At 41.6% G+C, this 15,353-nt stretch carries 21 protein-coding genes; 19 read left to right on the top strand and 2 right to left on the bottom strand.

Annotation, left to right across the window (positions count from 1 at the left end; genetic code table 11):
* The first annotated feature begins 52 nt into the window (after positions 1-52).
* The 6 genes from BM377_RS13185 to BM377_RS13210 all read left to right on the top strand — a co-directional run bounded on the left by BM377_RS13185 (position 53) and on the right by BM377_RS13210 (position 3,054).
* The gene (locus BM377_RS13185) at positions 53-406 is read left to right on the top strand and encodes a type II toxin-antitoxin system RelE/ParE family toxin (RefSeq protein ID WP_092249394.1); all 354 of its coding nucleotides are present in this window, start codon (positions 53-55) and stop codon (positions 404-406) included.
* Positions 403-702 (top strand): helix-turn-helix domain-containing protein, encoded by a 300-nt coding sequence (locus tag BM377_RS13190; protein WP_092249397.1) that lies wholly within the window; start codon positions 403-405, stop codon positions 700-702. The genes BM377_RS13185 and BM377_RS13190 overlap by 4 nt, the downstream gene beginning before the upstream one ends.
* 161 nt (positions 703-863) lie before the next feature.
* Positions 864-1,337, top strand: a complete 474-nt coding sequence (locus BM377_RS13195; protein WP_092249400.1) for a MazG family protein — start codon at positions 864-866, stop codon at positions 1,335-1,337.
* A gap of 22 nt (positions 1,338-1,359) precedes the next feature.
* Positions 1,360-1,647: a glycine zipper domain-containing protein gene (locus tag BM377_RS13200; RefSeq protein ID WP_092249403.1), complete on the top strand. Its 288-nt coding sequence runs from the start codon at positions 1,360-1,362 to the stop codon at positions 1,645-1,647.
* Positions 1,648-1,675: 28 nt separating this feature from the next.
* Positions 1,676-2,077 carry a GNAT family N-acetyltransferase gene (locus tag BM377_RS13205; protein WP_092249406.1) on the top strand — a complete coding sequence of 134 codons (402 nt, stop codon included), beginning with the start codon at positions 1,676-1,678 and terminating at the stop codon, positions 2,075-2,077.
* 53 nt (positions 2,078-2,130) lie between these two features.
* Positions 2,131-3,054, top strand: a complete 924-nt coding sequence (locus tag BM377_RS13210) for an AEC family transporter (protein WP_092249409.1) — start codon at positions 2,131-2,133, stop codon at positions 3,052-3,054.
* A gap of 296 nt (positions 3,055-3,350) precedes the next feature.
* Here the strand turns inward: BM377_RS13210 and BM377_RS13215 are convergent, their stop codons facing one another.
* Positions 3,351-4,040, bottom strand: coding sequence for a FadR/GntR family transcriptional regulator (locus tag BM377_RS13215; RefSeq protein ID WP_092249412.1), 690 nt, complete (start codon positions 4,038-4,040; stop codon positions 3,351-3,353).
* A 245-nt stretch (positions 4,041-4,285) separates the two neighbouring features.
* Here BM377_RS13215 and BM377_RS13220 point away from each other — a divergent pair, with 245 nt between their 5' ends.
* The 13 genes from BM377_RS13220 (at position 4,286) to BM377_RS13280 (ending at position 14,507) form a co-directional block, all read left to right on the top strand.
* The gene (locus tag BM377_RS13220) at positions 4,286-5,107 is read left to right on the top strand and encodes a transketolase (RefSeq protein WP_092249415.1); all 822 of its coding nucleotides are present in this window, start codon (positions 4,286-4,288) and stop codon (positions 5,105-5,107) included.
* 22 nt (positions 5,108-5,129) lie between these two features.
* A complete protein-coding gene (locus tag BM377_RS13225; RefSeq protein ID WP_092249418.1) occupies positions 5,130-6,068 on the top strand; it encodes a transketolase family protein in 939 nt (312 codons plus the stop codon).
* Positions 6,069-6,113: 45 nt separating this feature from the next.
* Positions 6,114-7,034 (top strand): 2-hydroxy-3-oxopropionate reductase, encoded by a 921-nt coding sequence (gene garR / locus BM377_RS13230; protein ID WP_092249421.1) that lies wholly within the window; start codon positions 6,114-6,116, stop codon positions 7,032-7,034.
* Between the two features lie 21 nt (positions 7,035-7,055).
* The gene (locus BM377_RS13235; RefSeq protein WP_092249424.1) at positions 7,056-8,204 is read left to right on the top strand and encodes a glycerate kinase family protein; all 1,149 of its coding nucleotides are present in this window, start codon (positions 7,056-7,058) and stop codon (positions 8,202-8,204) included.
* Positions 8,205-8,298: 94 nt separating this feature from the next.
* Positions 8,299-8,775 (top strand): pyridoxamine 5'-phosphate oxidase family protein, encoded by a 477-nt coding sequence (locus BM377_RS13240; protein ID WP_092249427.1) that lies wholly within the window; start codon positions 8,299-8,301, stop codon positions 8,773-8,775.
* Positions 8,776-8,777: 2 nt separating this feature from the next.
* Positions 8,778-9,416: a methyltransferase type 11 gene (locus BM377_RS13245; protein WP_092249430.1), complete on the top strand. Its 639-nt coding sequence runs from the start codon at positions 8,778-8,780 to the stop codon at positions 9,414-9,416.
* 3 nt (positions 9,417-9,419) lie between these two features.
* A complete protein-coding gene (locus BM377_RS13250) occupies positions 9,420-9,875 on the top strand; it encodes a GNAT family N-acetyltransferase (protein WP_092249434.1) in 456 nt (151 codons plus the stop codon).
* 197 nt (positions 9,876-10,072) lie between these two features.
* Entirely contained in the window at positions 10,073-11,161 is a 1,089-nt protein-coding gene (locus tag BM377_RS13255) for a hypothetical protein (protein WP_092249437.1), read from the top strand.
* Positions 11,162-11,201: 40 nt separating this feature from the next.
* The gene (locus BM377_RS13260; RefSeq protein WP_092249440.1) at positions 11,202-11,882 is read left to right on the top strand and encodes a zinc dependent phospholipase C family protein; all 681 of its coding nucleotides are present in this window, start codon (positions 11,202-11,204) and stop codon (positions 11,880-11,882) included.
* The gene (locus BM377_RS13265) at positions 11,872-12,702 is read left to right on the top strand and encodes a metallophosphoesterase (protein WP_092249443.1); all 831 of its coding nucleotides are present in this window, start codon (positions 11,872-11,874) and stop codon (positions 12,700-12,702) included. The genes BM377_RS13260 and BM377_RS13265 overlap by 11 nt, the downstream gene beginning before the upstream one ends.
* A 62-nt stretch (positions 12,703-12,764) precedes the next feature.
* Positions 12,765-13,016, top strand: a complete 252-nt coding sequence (locus BM377_RS13270) for a TIGR03905 family TSCPD domain-containing protein (RefSeq protein WP_092249446.1) — start codon at positions 12,765-12,767, stop codon at positions 13,014-13,016.
* A 21-nt stretch (positions 13,017-13,037) separates the two neighbouring features.
* A complete protein-coding gene (locus BM377_RS13275) occupies positions 13,038-13,652 on the top strand; it encodes a 5' nucleotidase, NT5C type (RefSeq protein ID WP_092249449.1) in 615 nt (204 codons plus the stop codon).
* Between the two features lie 51 nt (positions 13,653-13,703).
* Complete coding sequence (locus BM377_RS13280) at positions 13,704-14,507, top strand: MerR family transcriptional regulator (RefSeq protein ID WP_092249452.1); 804 nt, start codon at positions 13,704-13,706, stop codon at positions 14,505-14,507.
* Positions 14,508-14,549: 42 nt separating this feature from the next.
* Here the strand turns inward: BM377_RS13280 and BM377_RS13285 are convergent.
* On the bottom strand, positions 14,550-15,353 hold an 804-nt coding region (locus BM377_RS13285; protein WP_092249455.1), incomplete at its 5' end, for a PD-(D/E)XK nuclease family transposase.

Here is a 15,353-nt window from a genome sequence, read left to right on the forward strand (position 1 = left end):
TTTTGATTGACAATATAGGATTTATCCTATATTATAATAATAAGAGGTACATATGAAATTTAGTGTTGTTTTTTATGAGAAAGAAAATGGTGATCAACCTGCCAAGGAATTTCTGCTTTCTCTGGATAATAAGATGCGTGCAAAGATGGTTGATACAATTTCGCTTTTGCAAGATAATGGAAACGAATTGAGAAAGCCTTATTCAGAGCATTTATCGGATGGGATATTTGAGTTAAGAGCAAAAGTAGGTTCTGATATTTCCAGAGTTTTATATTTCTTTTATGTGGATCGTAAGATAGTATTGACTAGCGGATTTGTCAAGAAAACGCAGAAGACACCGCCTAAAGAATTAAACAAGGCAAAGAGATACCGTGATGATTATTACAGAAGGGAGGGCAAATTATGAGTAACAAGTTTGATGATTTTTTAAAAGAACAATTAAAGGATCCTGAATTCCGTGAAGAATATGAAGCACTTCAACCTGAACATGCGGTGATTCAAGCAATTATTGATGCAAGAAAAGATTCCGGGCTTACACAAAAAGAACTTGCGGATAAAACAGGTATTGCCCAAGGTGATATTAGTAAATTGGAGAGAGGAACTGCTAATCCATCACTGAAAACATTGCAGCGTCTCGCAGCCGGAATGGGAAAAGTTCTTAAGATAGAGTTTTTGCCGGATGGTAAAATGATGCATGGGTAAGGTGTTTATTAATATATGTATATAGATTAAAATATAGTGGTGTTTATTCCCTCAGATAGTATCCGTATGGATATTATTTGGGGGAATTATTTAGAAATCTATTTATAATAGTTATATTATAGATATTAGAGAGGTTCGCAGATATATGAGGAGCTTAAGCTATGAGTGAGATCGACAGACTCAAAAAAATAGTACAGACGCTACGAAGCGAGAACGGCTGTCCGTGGGATAAGGCGCAGACGCATATGAGCTTAAAACCGGGATGTATCGAAGAGGCAGCAGAGGTTATCGGAGGCATCAATATCCTGAATGAAACGGGTGATGCCGACAATCTCAAGGAAGAGCTCGGAGATCTTTTGCTTCAGGTCATGTTCCATTCCGTGATGGCAGAGGAAGAGGGATATTTTACATTCGACGATGTCGTAAAGACAATCTCCGACAAGATGGAAAGAAGACATCCTCATGTATTTACGGATGTGAAATTTAACTCCGAAGAGGAGCTTCACGCCGCATGGGCTGAGATAAAGAAAAAGGAAAAAGAGGGCAAGGAGTGGTATGCGGATTACCTGCCCGGTGCTTTTAACGAGGCGCACAAACTTATTGATAAAGCGCAGGAAAGAAAAGGTTTTAAATAAAACTTGCAGAAGGGAAAGAGAAATGGGAAAGAATAACAATGGTAACAACGATTATAATGGCTTTTCGGGAATGACAACAGGCATGTGTCTCGGACTGTGCTTTGGAGTAGCAATCGGAGCGGCACTCGGTGATATAGTTTTATGGCTTTGCATAGGAGTTGCACTTGGTCCCGCAATCGGATCGCTTCTTGATAAACAGAAGAAAAATGATGATACATCCGAAGGCAACATTTTAGAAGACAGCACTTCCGATGATAATACTTCCGAAGATAACACTTCCGAAAATAGCACCGATAATTCAGAAAAGTAAACAAGTAGATATTTAACGGGGGGCTGACATGAATTACAGGATAGTTGAAGACTTAAATGAAATGAAGCTGGATGATATCGTAAGACTTCTCAGGATGACTTACTGGGCAGACAAACGTCCCGTTGAAAGAATCGAGAAGTCGATAAATAATTCGAAGTGCTACGGACTCTATGTTGACGCGGCCGAGAATTTAGTGGGATTTGCAAGAATCATAACAGATTATGCAACGAATTATTATCTTTGCGATGTCATAATTGATGAAGCATACAGACATCAAGGTCTTGGCAAAGCACTTGTTTCGCACATTGTTTCGGCGCCTGAGCTTGAAGGCCTTCGAGGTATTCTTATAACCAAAGATGCACAGCCTCTATATTCACAATATGGCTTTGAAGTTGTAAATGACAGAGCAATGTTCAAGGCTGCCAATTGATCCGCTGGGGTGGATCGTTTTTCTATTTTTATCTTTAAGGAGTACTTTTTGAAATGATTCTTTTACAGCAGATGATTGTTCTTTTTATTCTTATGATTGCGGGAGCAATCTGCAGAATGACGGGACTTATGGATGACAAGATCTCGAAAGGAATGTCGGGACTCGTTATCAATCTTGCAAGCCCTTGTTTTATCATAACAGCAGGAATGAACAAAGGAGAGATTATTTCCAATAAGCAGCTCATAACCTGCGTCATCTCTGTAATAATCGTATATGCGGCGATGATCCTTATCGCCATGGTGCTTCCTTACATACTCAGACTTGAAAAAAGACAGTTCGGAACATACCGTGTGATGACTCTTTTTTCAAATATCGGATTCATGGGCTTCCCCATTATATCAGCAACCTACGGAAGTGTCGGACTTTTGTACGCGGCATTTTTTAATTTCGGATTCAATATTTTGTTCTATACATACGGAATTCAGATTGCGCGAAGCGGCTCGGAAACAGAGGGAGAGACATATAAGTTTTCTTTTAAGAGTCTTATAAATCCCGGAATCGTGGCCGTTATCGTAGCACTTACTCTTTATCTTACGCATGTCTTAGTTCCGGAGCCCATAGCCAACGCGGTTACATATCTAGGGAACCTCACAGTGCCGCTTAGCATGATGGTTATCGGTTATTCACTTGGCGGAACTAAGTGGAAGACTCTTTTAAAAGATTATAAGCTTCTTATCTTCACGATAATCAAGCTTATCATTATTCCTTTGATCGGAATTCCCGTTGCCAAACTGTTTATCAGTGACAGCATACTTATCGGTGTTATCCAGATCATGATAGCTACTCCCGTAGCCAGCATGTGTGCTATGCTTGCGCAGTATTACGGCGGCGATGAAGAGACGGCTACCCGCACGATCGCGCTCACAACACTTCTTTCCGTCGTAACGATCCCGCTTGTGGGCTGGATGGTGCTTTGACAAAAAGATAATTGAAAAAGAATATCAAAAAAGTTTCCCTGCTTCAACTTTTCGTTTATGGAGGCAGGGATTTTTGTGCTTTAAAATGATAATTAACAAAAACTATGTAAAGGTGGTATCGGCCTCATTATCACGGATTCCGCTGACGCTGATCTGGCAAAAAGATTTTTAGAGTATGTAAAAGAATAATACAAAAAAACAGGACCCATCTTCTCAAAACAAGGAGGTGGGTCCTTTTCGTGCAATGCGGGGACATCACACGAGGTGGGGGTATAAGGAAATAACATGTTGCCATGTTATTTTTCAAAATAAGTGTAATTCTGTCTGATGTGTTCGTGCATAAGCTGCTCGGCAAGATCGGCGTCTTTTGCCTTCATAGCACTTATTATTTTCTTATGGAAAGTAAGTGCGGGCTTATACTTCATCTTCTCAATTACAGAATTCATGGACTCCGTAAGAACATTAAGGAGTATCTCATAAGCCTTGATGATCATAGGATTCCCGGTCAGATTAACAATCTTCATATGGAACTTAAGATCATAATTGGAAAAGGCTTTCTTGTTATCTTCATCAGCTGCCTTTTTCATCTTGGCTAAAATATCTTCAAGCTGTTCAATGCTTCTGTCATCAGCCGCGAGAGTGGCCAGTCGTACGCTCTCCGAATCGATCATCTCACGAAACTGGAATACATGGTTGTAAGAAGGACTTCCGAGGTACATAAGAGGAATAAGCTCATTGAGCGAATCCTCGGGGCTGACCTCTCTTACGTAAGAACCGGATCCCGTACGTGTCTCTATAAGTCCGAGAGCCTTGAGCTTCTGCATTGACTGGCGAATTGTCATGCGGCTTACACCGAAGGCTGTCGAAAGCTCGTTCTCTGAAGGGAGCTTATCGCCCGGACGCCAGGTTCCCTCAATAAGCATGTTCTGCATCTGCTCAAAAACCTGTTCGACTGCATTTATCTTCTGAATAGGATTGATATTCATAGGCACCTTCCCTTTTATGGAAATAATAAGCGATTTGTAAATCAGATAGTTGTATAACAACTATATTGCTTTTTATTATAGTCATCTCTTTTTATTCTGTCAAAAGAAATCTCAATTTTGTTGATAATGCACAAAACTTCTGAAAAAAGCAGTGTATTTTGATCACTTGACTTTTAAATATCTGGATAGTTATAATGCAGTTAACCTGTTATACAGCTTACAGATTTATTTGGAGGACAAATGTTATGGCTTATAGTGAAGAACTAATTCAATCACTTAAAGAAAAAGGGCAACTGCTCAGACGTGACTGTATCAAATGTATCGGCGTTGGAGTTGCCGGACATGTTGGGGGCAGCTGTTCAAGTGCAGATCTTGTGGCGGCACTTTATTTTCACAAGATGAAAGTGGATCCCAAGAACCCCGATTGGGAAGAAAGAGATTATTTCCTTCTTTCAAAAGGACACGTAGCGATCTTGCAGTACGCAGCGCTTGCAGAGAAAGGTTTTTTCCCTCTTGAAGATTTACCTCGTTGCAAGGAAATCGGATTTTATCTTCAGGGACATCCGCACCTTGGAATTCCCGGTATAGAAGCAGGAACAGGCTCTCTCGGACAGGGACTTTCACTTGGTTCCGGAATCGCACTCGGGCTTAAGCTTGATAAGAAGCCTAACAGAGTATACGTACTTGTCGGAGACGGTGAGACCGATGAGGGTCAGATCTGGGAAGCGGCAATGTCATCAAGTGCCAAGAAGCTGGGTAACCTTTGTGCGATCATCGATAACAACGGACTTCAGGCAACGGGAGCCATCAAGGACAGACTTCCCAATGAACCCATTGCCGATAAGTGGAGAGCTTTTGGCTGGAACGTAATTGAAGTTGACGGACACAATATGGAAGAGATACTTACAGCGCTCGATGACGCGGAGCTGTATACAGACAGGCCTACAGCTATCGTTGCACACACTGTAAAAGGTAAGGGTATAAGCTTTGCTGAGAATCAGGCAGGTTATCACAACAGAGCGCTTACTCAGGAAGAATATGATTTAGCAATGGAAGAGCTTGCTTAAGATAAAAAAGGAGAAAAGTATCATGGCTGAAACAAATCAAAGAACAGTATATGGTCAGACACTTGTTGAGCTCTGCCATAAGAATAAAGACATAGTAGTACTTGATGCGGATCTTGGAGCATCTACAATGGGTAAGATGGTTGAGTCGGACCCTGAGATCTCTGAGCAGCACATCGAGATGGGAATCGCAGAAGCAAATATGATCTCAACCGCAGGCGGACTTGCAAGGGCAGGTAAGATTCCTTTCTGTAGCTCTTTTGCGGTATTTGCAGGAGGAAGAGCTTTCGATCAGATAAGACAGTCGATCGCTATAGGAAAGCTCAACGTTAAGATCTGCGGATCGAGCGCAGGATGCTCGGATTTCGGTGACGGAGCTACTCACCAGTCTGTTGATGACATCGCATATATGCGTGTTATTCCCAACATGAACGTGTTCGTTCCCGCCGATGCCAACGAGACGGAAGCGGTGGTAAGATACATGGCTGAGAATGAAGGCCCCATGTACATCCGCGTTAATCGTAATCCTTATGACAATGTAACGCCCGAGGGAGCTAAGTTTGTACCGGGCGAGCCCGTTGTGTTAAAAGAGGGTACGGACGTAGCGGTATTTGCTTGCGGAGTTATGGTTACAAAGGCGCTTGAGGCAGCAAAAGCTCTTGAGGGTAAGATTTCCGTTAAGGTTGTAAATGTACCTTCGATAAAGCCTCTTAACAGAGAAAGCGTTGTAAAGATCGCAAATAGCGTAAAAGGCGTGGTTACAGCCGAGGAACACAGTGTTATCGGAGGACTTGGCGGAGCCATCGCTGAGGCACTTCGACTTGAAAAGAAGCCTATCGAGTTTGTCGGAGTTCAGGACAGATTCGGAGCTTCGGCGCACAACTACAATGATATCTTAGAGTATCTCGGACTTACGACTGACAGCATCATAAAAGCTGTAGAAGAGATCAGTTCTAAGGCATAATGGAAGTATAGGATTTACGAACAAAAAACATAGATTAACCAATATATGAACAAGAAAGGAAGTTATAATATGAAAGTAGGATTTGTCGGACTTGGTATTATGGGACGCCCCATGTGTAAGAACCTTCTTAAGGCAGGATATGAAGTAACAGCATACGACCCTTTTGCAAAGGAAGCGCTTGATGATGTTGTATCATGCGGAGCGGCAAGAGGAGAGAGCAATGCAGACGTAGCTTCCAAGAGCGATGTTGTTATCACAATGGTTCCCAATTCACCTCATGTCAGAGAAGCCATTTTCGGAGATAAAGGTATCGCAGAGGGTGCCAAGGCAGGACTTGATATAATCGATATGAGTTCAATAGCTCCGCTTCAGTCAAAAGATATTGCGGCTAAATGTGCGGAGAAAGGCATAAATATGATGGATGCTCCTGTTTCCGGAGGAGAGCCCAAGGCTATAGACGGAACTCTTTCCATCATGTGCGGTGGTCCTAAGGCAATGTTTGATAAGTATTCAGAGCTTCTTGGAGTAATGGGTGGCTCTGTTGTTCACTGCGGAGATATTAACGGCGCGGGAAATACAACAAAGCTTGCAAACCAGGTCATAGTTGCCGTAAATATCGCTGCCTGCGCTGAGGCTTTCGAGCTTGCGACAATGGCAGGAGTTGATCCCGAGAAGGTATTTGCAGCTATTAGAGGCGGTCTTGCGGGATCGACAGTTATGGATGCCAAGGTTCCCATGATGCTTGACGGCAACTTCAAGCCCGGATTTAGGATCGATCTTCATATCAAGGATCTCAACAATGCACTTGATACAGGTCACGGCGTTGGAACACCCATGATCCTTACGAGCGCAGTTCAGGAGATGCTTCAGTGGCTCCACAACAATGATTGCGGAAGTGACGATCACAGTGCTATCCTTAAGTATTATGAGAAGATTTCAGGAACAGAAATGAGAAAAATAAAATAAATTTATTTGGAGAGTGTTCTTATGAAAATGTTATTTGCTTCGGACTCTTTTAAAGGAAGCTTGTCCAGTGAGCAGACGATCGGTCTTCTTACAAAGGCTGCAAAAGAAGTATTCATAGATTGTGAGACGGTCGGAGTTCCCGTAGCCGACGGCGGAGAAGGAACCGTAGATGCGGTTGTCCAAGCTGAAAACGGTGAGCTTATAAGCTGCATGGTTCAAGGCCCTTTGATGAATGAGGTTGAAGCAAGGTACGGAATATTCGGAGGGGATGAGGCTATCATTGAGATGTCGGCCGCATCGGGACTTACGCTTGTTCACGAGAGGAGAAGAAACCCGATGAATACCACAACATTTGGAACGGGACAACTGATCCTAGACGCACTTAACCGCGGGTATAGAAAGCTTACGATTGCTATCGGAGGCTCCGCAACAAATGACGGCGGAATGGGATGTATCAGAGCTCTCGGAGTTCGTTTCCTTGACAAGGACGGATACGAACTCAAGGGTTACGGAAGAGATCTGATCAAAGTAAAAGACATCGATATATCAGGTATCGATCCGAGAATTAAAGATTGCAACATTGTGGTAATGTGTGATGTCAATAATCCCCTTTGCGGAAAAGACGGAGCGACATGGACTTTCGGAGCGCAAAAGGGTGCAACACCCGAGATTCAGGAACAGCTTGAAAAGGGGATGTGCAATTACCGCGATGTAATTAAGAAATGCTTTGATATTGACTGTGACACCATTAAAGGTGCCGGGGCAGCAGGCGGACTCGGAGCCGCACTTTCGGTATTTCTTAAAGGAAAGATGAAGCCGGGGATAGATACCGTGCTTGATCTGATAAGCTTTGACGACAGGCTAAAAGGCGTTGATCTTGTTATTACCGGAGAAGGAAGAACCGACTGGCAGAGCTGCTTTGGAAAAGTAATGCAGGGCGTAGGCATTCGTGCCAAGGCCAAAGGAATTCCCGTATTTGGCCTATGCGGGTCACTTGGGAAAAATGCACTTGATATCTGCGATTACGGAATAGCATCACTTATGACCACGGTCAATTCACCTATGGCGATCGAAGATGCTATGGGTAATGCAGAGGAATTATATTATGAAGGTGCGATCAGAATGTTTCGCTTTATAAAAGCGGGAATAGAGATCGGAAAAAAAGTTTGATGACGAGAGCTTCGAGAAATCGAAGCTCTTTTCATGTATAATAGAAAAGTGGACTATGGGGACGGGGTAGCGGTCCACTTTACGGAGGTGCGACATGTTTAGAAAAATGAGAAGATTCAATCAGCAGATTACCGATGAGGAATGCATTGAAGTTCTTAAGAATACAAAAAGAGGCGTGCTGTCTCTTATAGGCGACGACGGCTATCCTTATGGCGTTCCGCTTGTCCACTGGTACTGCGAAGAGGACGGTAAGATATATTTTCACGGAGCCAAAACCGGACACAAGAACGATGCCATAAAGAACTGCGACAAAGCTTGCTACACTGTCCTTAATGACGGCTACCGCGAAGAAGGCGAGTGGGCGCTTAATTTCAAGAGCATTGTCACTTTCGGCAGGATCAAACTTGTTGAGGACGAAGAAAAGGCAAAGAAGATCTGTATCGCCATGGTCAAGAAATTTACCGATGACGAAGCCTTTCTCGAGAAAGAGCTCAAGTTCTTTTTCCCTGTGGTTCAGTGCTTTGAGCTTACGCCCGAGCATATGACCGGAAAGAGGGTTAAGGAAGAGTAACTATGAGCAATCCGTGGGAAGACATCAGTCTGGATACTTACGAGAATCACATGAAGCTTGATTCGGTTAAGCAGCTTCAGACACTTAACAAAATAATGAAGGCGCAGTTTGAAGCCTATCCCGTAAAGACAGCGATGGTTCTAGGCGTCGCCGGCGGTAACGGCTTGGAGCATGTTGATCCATCTAAATATGAGACTGTCTATGGAGTCGATATCAATGGAGAGTATCTCAAGGCGGCGACTGAGCGGCACAAAGAGCTTGTCGATTCCGGGATATTTAAGTTTTTAAAGATTGATATTATTGATGAAGCAGGGAAGCTTCCGCACGCCGAGCTCTTGATAGCGAATCTTTTGATAGAGTACGTGGGTTATGAAGCTTTTTCTAAGGCCGTTTCTGTGGTTAATCCGAGGTACGTTTCCTGTGCCATCCAGATCAACGAGGATGACAGGGACTGGGTCTCCGATTCGCCCTATATTCATGCGTTCGACGGCCTTGACGAAGTCCATCATCAGATGGAGGAAAAAGAGCTGGCTTCATTCTTGGAGCGAATCGGCTATTCTGAGATTTCCCGGACAAAAGAGCCTTTGCCGAACGGCAAGGCACTTGTAAGATTGGATTTTGAGAAGACTGGGAGGAAATAATTATTGCTTGAATATCATAAGACTACAGACTCGGAAAAATATGAGATATGTGAGTGGAAATATCCCGGCGAATATGCAATTTACAACAATCCACCATATGGCGAACAGCTTGAGAAGGGAATTGGGTTTGCGAACCCTCTGAACAATTTCTTTTCAGTGTATGATGGATCAAAGCTTGTCGGATACTTTAATCTTATAGATGAAGATAAAGAAGTTTTCTTTGGAGTCGGTGTAAATCCTGAATTATGTGATAAAGGCTATGGGCAGGAAATTACGAAGATAGCGTGTGAGCTTTCACATGATCTTTATCCCGGAAAGCCGATTTATCTTGAGGTTAGAACTTGGAATATGCGAGCCGTTAAGTGCTATGAAAAAGCGGGTTTTAAAATTGTCGGCGATCCGATAGTACAGACAACTCGTATCGGAGAAGGAACTTTTTATCATATGGTTAAAAGATGATCCTCAGGCGGATCCGAGCGCAAACTACGTAGATAAAGAATAAAAACTTATAAATGAAATTTTTAAATGATAACAAAACGGCTGCAATGGTAACGAAAGATAACAAAAGATAACAAAACATAACGAAAGATAAAATATGTGGTATAATAATAACAAAACATAAAAACTGCAATAAATGATAAAAATGGAGAAATGTTATGGAGAAAAGAGTAGATCCTTTTACCAGAACCCCCGGAATTGCCGGTGCAGCCTATATTGATACCAAAATAGCAGATGAAATAATAGATAATTTTACAAGCGATGAGTCATCAAAATATGTTTATAAAATAACCGGGCTCAGAGGGGCCGGTAAATCAGTAGAATATGGAAAGGTTATACGTACACTGAAGGATAATAAGAAGTGGTTGGTATATCCTCTTTCTGCCGCCGGAGACGTTGTTAAGACTCTTATATCTAAAATGAGCATGGAAAGCTTTATTGATTCAAAGAGCAGGACAACAGAAGTCAGTTCTTCGGTATCGGCAAGTGGAGATATTTACGTGGCTTCGGGAAAAGGTGAAGTCAATATTGGAAAAAAGATAGCTGAAAATGAGCATTATTATTCAGATGAAGCAACGCTCGTTAAAATGGTTTCTGAAGCGAATAAAAAGAAATACAATGTCCTTGTTGGTGTTGATGATATTTCGAAGACTCCCGAAATGGTCAAACTATTATCTATGATAGGATCGATGATATTGGAAGGAATGCGTATTTATTTAGTTGTGACCGGTCTAGCCGAAAATATTGAAGAGTTCTCATCAGAGAAAAATTTAACGTTTTTTAAAAGGGCTGATGAGCTTGAGATAAAAGGATTAAACAAATTTGATATCACTGCAATGTATCAAAAACTATTGAAAATAGACACACTGGAAGCAAAAAAAATAGAGGAAGAAACTAAGGGATATGCATATGCATATCAGGTATTGGGCTCGCTATATTACGGTAAGCAAAAGAATGAAACAATAAGTGATCTCATTCCTGAATTTGAAAGAATATTGTTCAGAGATTCATATGATCTGGTTTGGAAATCACTTAGCAAGGGTGAAAAAGAGGTAATCAGATGTATATGCAGAACTAAGGAGGGGAAGGCTGAAGATATAAAGAATCTAATGAAAAATAAAGCTTCCTATCCGGTATATAGAAGCAGATTACTTAACAAGCATCTTGTCAACGATGAAGAAAGAGGTTACATGAAAATTAGACTTCCGCATTTCGACAGATTCGTAGAAATATGGGGAGAAGAGTAATGTGTTATATATCTAAGGAAATAGAAAAAGAGGACAAATAATGGCTTTGCAGATGACTCACATGGTTGTTGCTTATAAGCTTGCTGAGCATTTGAAGATAAAAGAGAATACGTCGGAATTTATTTTAGGTTCCATAGCTCCCGATTCTGTCTGGTTTTCGGATTCGTATATGGAGAAAAAGATTCATTCACATTGTTTTGAATGCTGCGGGCCGTGGGGCGAAACGCAGGATTATGTCAGATGGATAGAGAACATAAAAGAGTTTTGGAATAAGTATGTGACACAGGAAAAAGACAGCAGAACAAAAGCTTTTTTGATAGGGCTCTGTGTTCACAATCTGACGGATTACTGTTTTGATATTATGATCTGGAGTGTGCTGAAAAAGAAACTGATCCCACCTATGACTTTCGAGGAATTTAAAGAGATTTATTATCCGGAAGCACGTAGATTTGATGAATGGCTATATCAAAATTGTGAATGTACAAAAGAGATTTTTGATCTGTTGGATGCTTCTAAAGAACTTGATTTCGAAGACTATGTTTTTGCGGATAACCAAATCACCATGAAAAAACATTTTGCTAAGACGCAGTATAATATTCAAGAAAAGGTTGATGCTTCCGTGAATAAATACTTTACTTTTGATATGCATCAGTATTTTATCGAAGAGGCACCGAATAAGATTTGTGAGCTTATAAAAGGATTTTTATATAATGAAAAATAAATCAAAGAAAAAAAGGAAGATTCTTTTGGTTATTCTTTTTCTAATAATTATTCTTACTGTTTGGTATGAAAAACCTGTTACAGAGATCATCAGCATAAGAGGCAAAGGGAAGATCGATACACCTGTCAGATTTGCGCTTGTTACAGATCTTCATTCCTGTTACTACGGAAAAGATCAGAAACGTCTTACGGATCTGATAGACAACGGCAAGGTTGACGGAATTCTTTTGTCCGGAGATATTTTCGATGACAAGTTAAGTGATACGAATGCCAAGATTTTCATGGAAGCAATCTCGAAAAAGTATCCTTGCTTTTATGTGACAGGCAATCACGAGTTTTGGAGCAAAAGAGAAAACGAAACAAAAGAGTATCTTAAATCCATGGGAGTTACCGTTCTTGAGGGAAATGCGAGCACAATAGAAATAAAAGGAAACAAGATAGATATTTGCGGAGTTGACGATCCGACCTACATGAAGAACGATGAGTGGAGATCACAGCTTACCAAAGCAAGTGAAAAGTCAGATCCGGAGCATTACAGAATTCTTTTGTCACATAGACCTGAAAAAGTGGATGTGTACAGAGAGTACGATTTTGACCTAGTGGTTTCCGGACATGCTCACGGCGGGCAGTGGACTATACCTTTTTTGCATAGAGGAATTGCGGCGCCTAATCAGGGTCTTTTGCCCAAATATGTCGACGGCCGGTATGATCTTGGAAACGGAACCGAGATGATAGTAAGTAGGGGACTTGCGAGGGAGAGGATGCCGTATCCCAGATTTTTCAACCATCCCGAGGTCGTGCTTATAGATATAGGAAAGTGAAAAACGGATTTTGCAAAATATAAACATCATTTATAATGATTAGGTTATTAGGAGGTTTTTTTATGCACTACACTTATAATCCGAAGGGAGTATGTTCAACTGAGATCAACTTTGATCTCGATGAAAACGGCAAGATTTCAGGGCTTCGCTTTACAGGCGGATGCAACGGCAATCTGAAAGCTATTGGCAGGCTTTTGGAAGGTCAGGACGCTAAGAATGCGGCTGAGATACTTAAAGGAAATGACTGCGGCGGAAGAGGAACATCTTGCGCTGACCAGCTTTCAAAGGCTATCTTCGAGGCGCTTAATTCATAACTTGTAAAAGGGGTTACTTAAATGAGGTTTTATGTAGATTTTGATGATTGCCTTTGCGAGACGGCGAAGGCATTTACCGAGATTGCAACGAGGCTTTTCGGAAAAAACGTTCCTTACGAAGAGGTACGTTTTTTTAACCTGCAGGAGTCTTTTGATCTGACGGATGAAGAATATGAACAGCTTATGAGCGAAGGGCATCGCCCGGAGGTGCTTCTTTCTTATGAGGAGACACCGGGAGCATCGAAGGTGCTTAATGAGCTTATAGACAAAGGGCACGAAGTTTTTATCATAACGGGACGCCCGTCCAATTCTTTTGAAGCATCCAGAAGATGGCTCGACGAGCACGGTTTGGAGCGTGCAACTCTCTACTGCCTTAATAAATACGGAAGAGACTTTTTTTACAAAAAAGGCGAGTTTAATCTGGAACTTGAAGACTATTACAAGATGTCTTTTGACTATGCCATCGAGGATTCACCCATGGCATTTAAGTTCTTTGACCATTTGCCTGACTTAAAGGTTATGGTCATCGATAGGCCCTGGAACAGAGAGCACGAGCTTCCGGGCAGCAATTATACAAGGTGCTCCGGCTGGGAGCAGATTAAGGAAAAAATCATGCTTGACTCTCACATTATGTGAGGGATTATCGTTGTAGTGAGCTCAGGAAAACATCCATGGAGGTAAGTACAAATGCTTAAAATAGGAGATTTTTCAAAATTATCCAGAGTAAGTATCAGGATGCTGCGTCACTACGATGATATTGGACTTTTAAAACCGGCGGAAATTGATGAGTTTTCGGGATATAGGTATTATCATGAGGAACAGCTTTTTACCATCGGAAGGATCACGGCATTAAAAGATATGGGATTTTCCCTTGCGGATATTATCAAGATGCTTGATAACTATGATGATAAAGAGATGATGGACAATTTTTTTTCGGAAAGACAGAAGGAATTATCTAAGCTTTCCGAAGAAACGCAGTATAAGCTGATGCTTCTGGATTCAGCCCGTAAGAGGCTGAGGAAGGAGCAAAACATGAGTTATGATGTAACTGTAAAGACTATACCGGAAAGATATGCGGCAACGGTTCATATGATAGTTCCTCGTTATGAGGATGAAGGCATGCTGTGGAGTACAATGAGGAGCGAGTGCAATAACTTGAATCCTTCAGATCCTTGTCTTGCGGCAGCTGAATTTCTTGATGACGAATACAAGGAAGAGAACGTTGAGATAATTGCATGGATGACGGTAAAAGGTACTTATACCGACACAGAGCATGTAAAGTTTAAGTCACTTCCCGCGGTTAAGGTCGCCAGCTGTATCCTCAAAGGCGGCTATGACCAAATGGGTGAAGTGTACGCCACGGTGGCGTCATGGATAAAAGAAAACGGATACAAGATGAACGGACACATGTTTAATATATATCATGTGAGCCCTGCTCAGACACAGAATCCGGATGAGTATGTGACTGAGGTTTGTTTCCCGGTTGAATAAAGAATGATGAAAAATGCCGGATCGAGAGATCCGGCATTTGTGTTATGGATTTTTTTGAGCCTTTTCAAGCTCGGCTATTTTCCTTTTTAATTCGGTGTTTTCATCACGTAGTTCGGAAATTTCAGCTTTGTTTTTTGCAAGCTCGGGCTCGTATTTCTCTTCAGCATCAGTGTATCCTGCTGTATATTGAGAGTTCATTTGCTCTCTGTAACGGCGTTGGCCTTCTAAGATTTCTTTTGCTTGATTGTCATAATTAAGTTCAAAGATCAATGTTCCGACCTCCTCTATATCAGGATGGTTCTTGGCTAGGGCTTTGAATTCTTCCCAGGTTGTCACCTTAAAAAGTTCTGCCCAGTAGACAAGATTGTTATCGATATCTTCTTTTGTTGCTTTATCTGTGTGGTTTAATTGTAGCACATTTATCCCGAATTTATCAGTATATAGGCTGTGACTTTTGATATTTGTAAGACGGTACTTTGCATAGAATTCTTCTTCTGCGCCTTTTATAAGTTCCTGATCAGTGATGCAGAAGAGAGTAGTTGATTTGATTGAGGAATAATTCTCACTTTTTCCGATGTTGTCATACGCTCTGCATAGGTACAATATCGAGCGAGAAATCCAGTATTTGTCAGGATATACCTGAAGCTCGATGTTGAGGATCTCGTTGTCATTGAGAGTAAGCTTGATATCCATGATGGTCTCTTTTCCGGTACTGCTAAGGTCAATGGGGTTGGTTACTAGCAGTTCTTTTACATCGGATGGGGAGATGCCCTTTAAAGCACATACAAGGCCGGTTAAAGCTTTCTCGGATCTCTGCATTACGTAATGGAACATCATGTCACTCAT

The sequence above is a fragment of the Butyrivibrio sp. INlla21 genome (assembly GCF_900116875.1).
GTDB lineage: Bacteria > Bacillota > Clostridia > Lachnospirales > Lachnospiraceae > Butyrivibrio.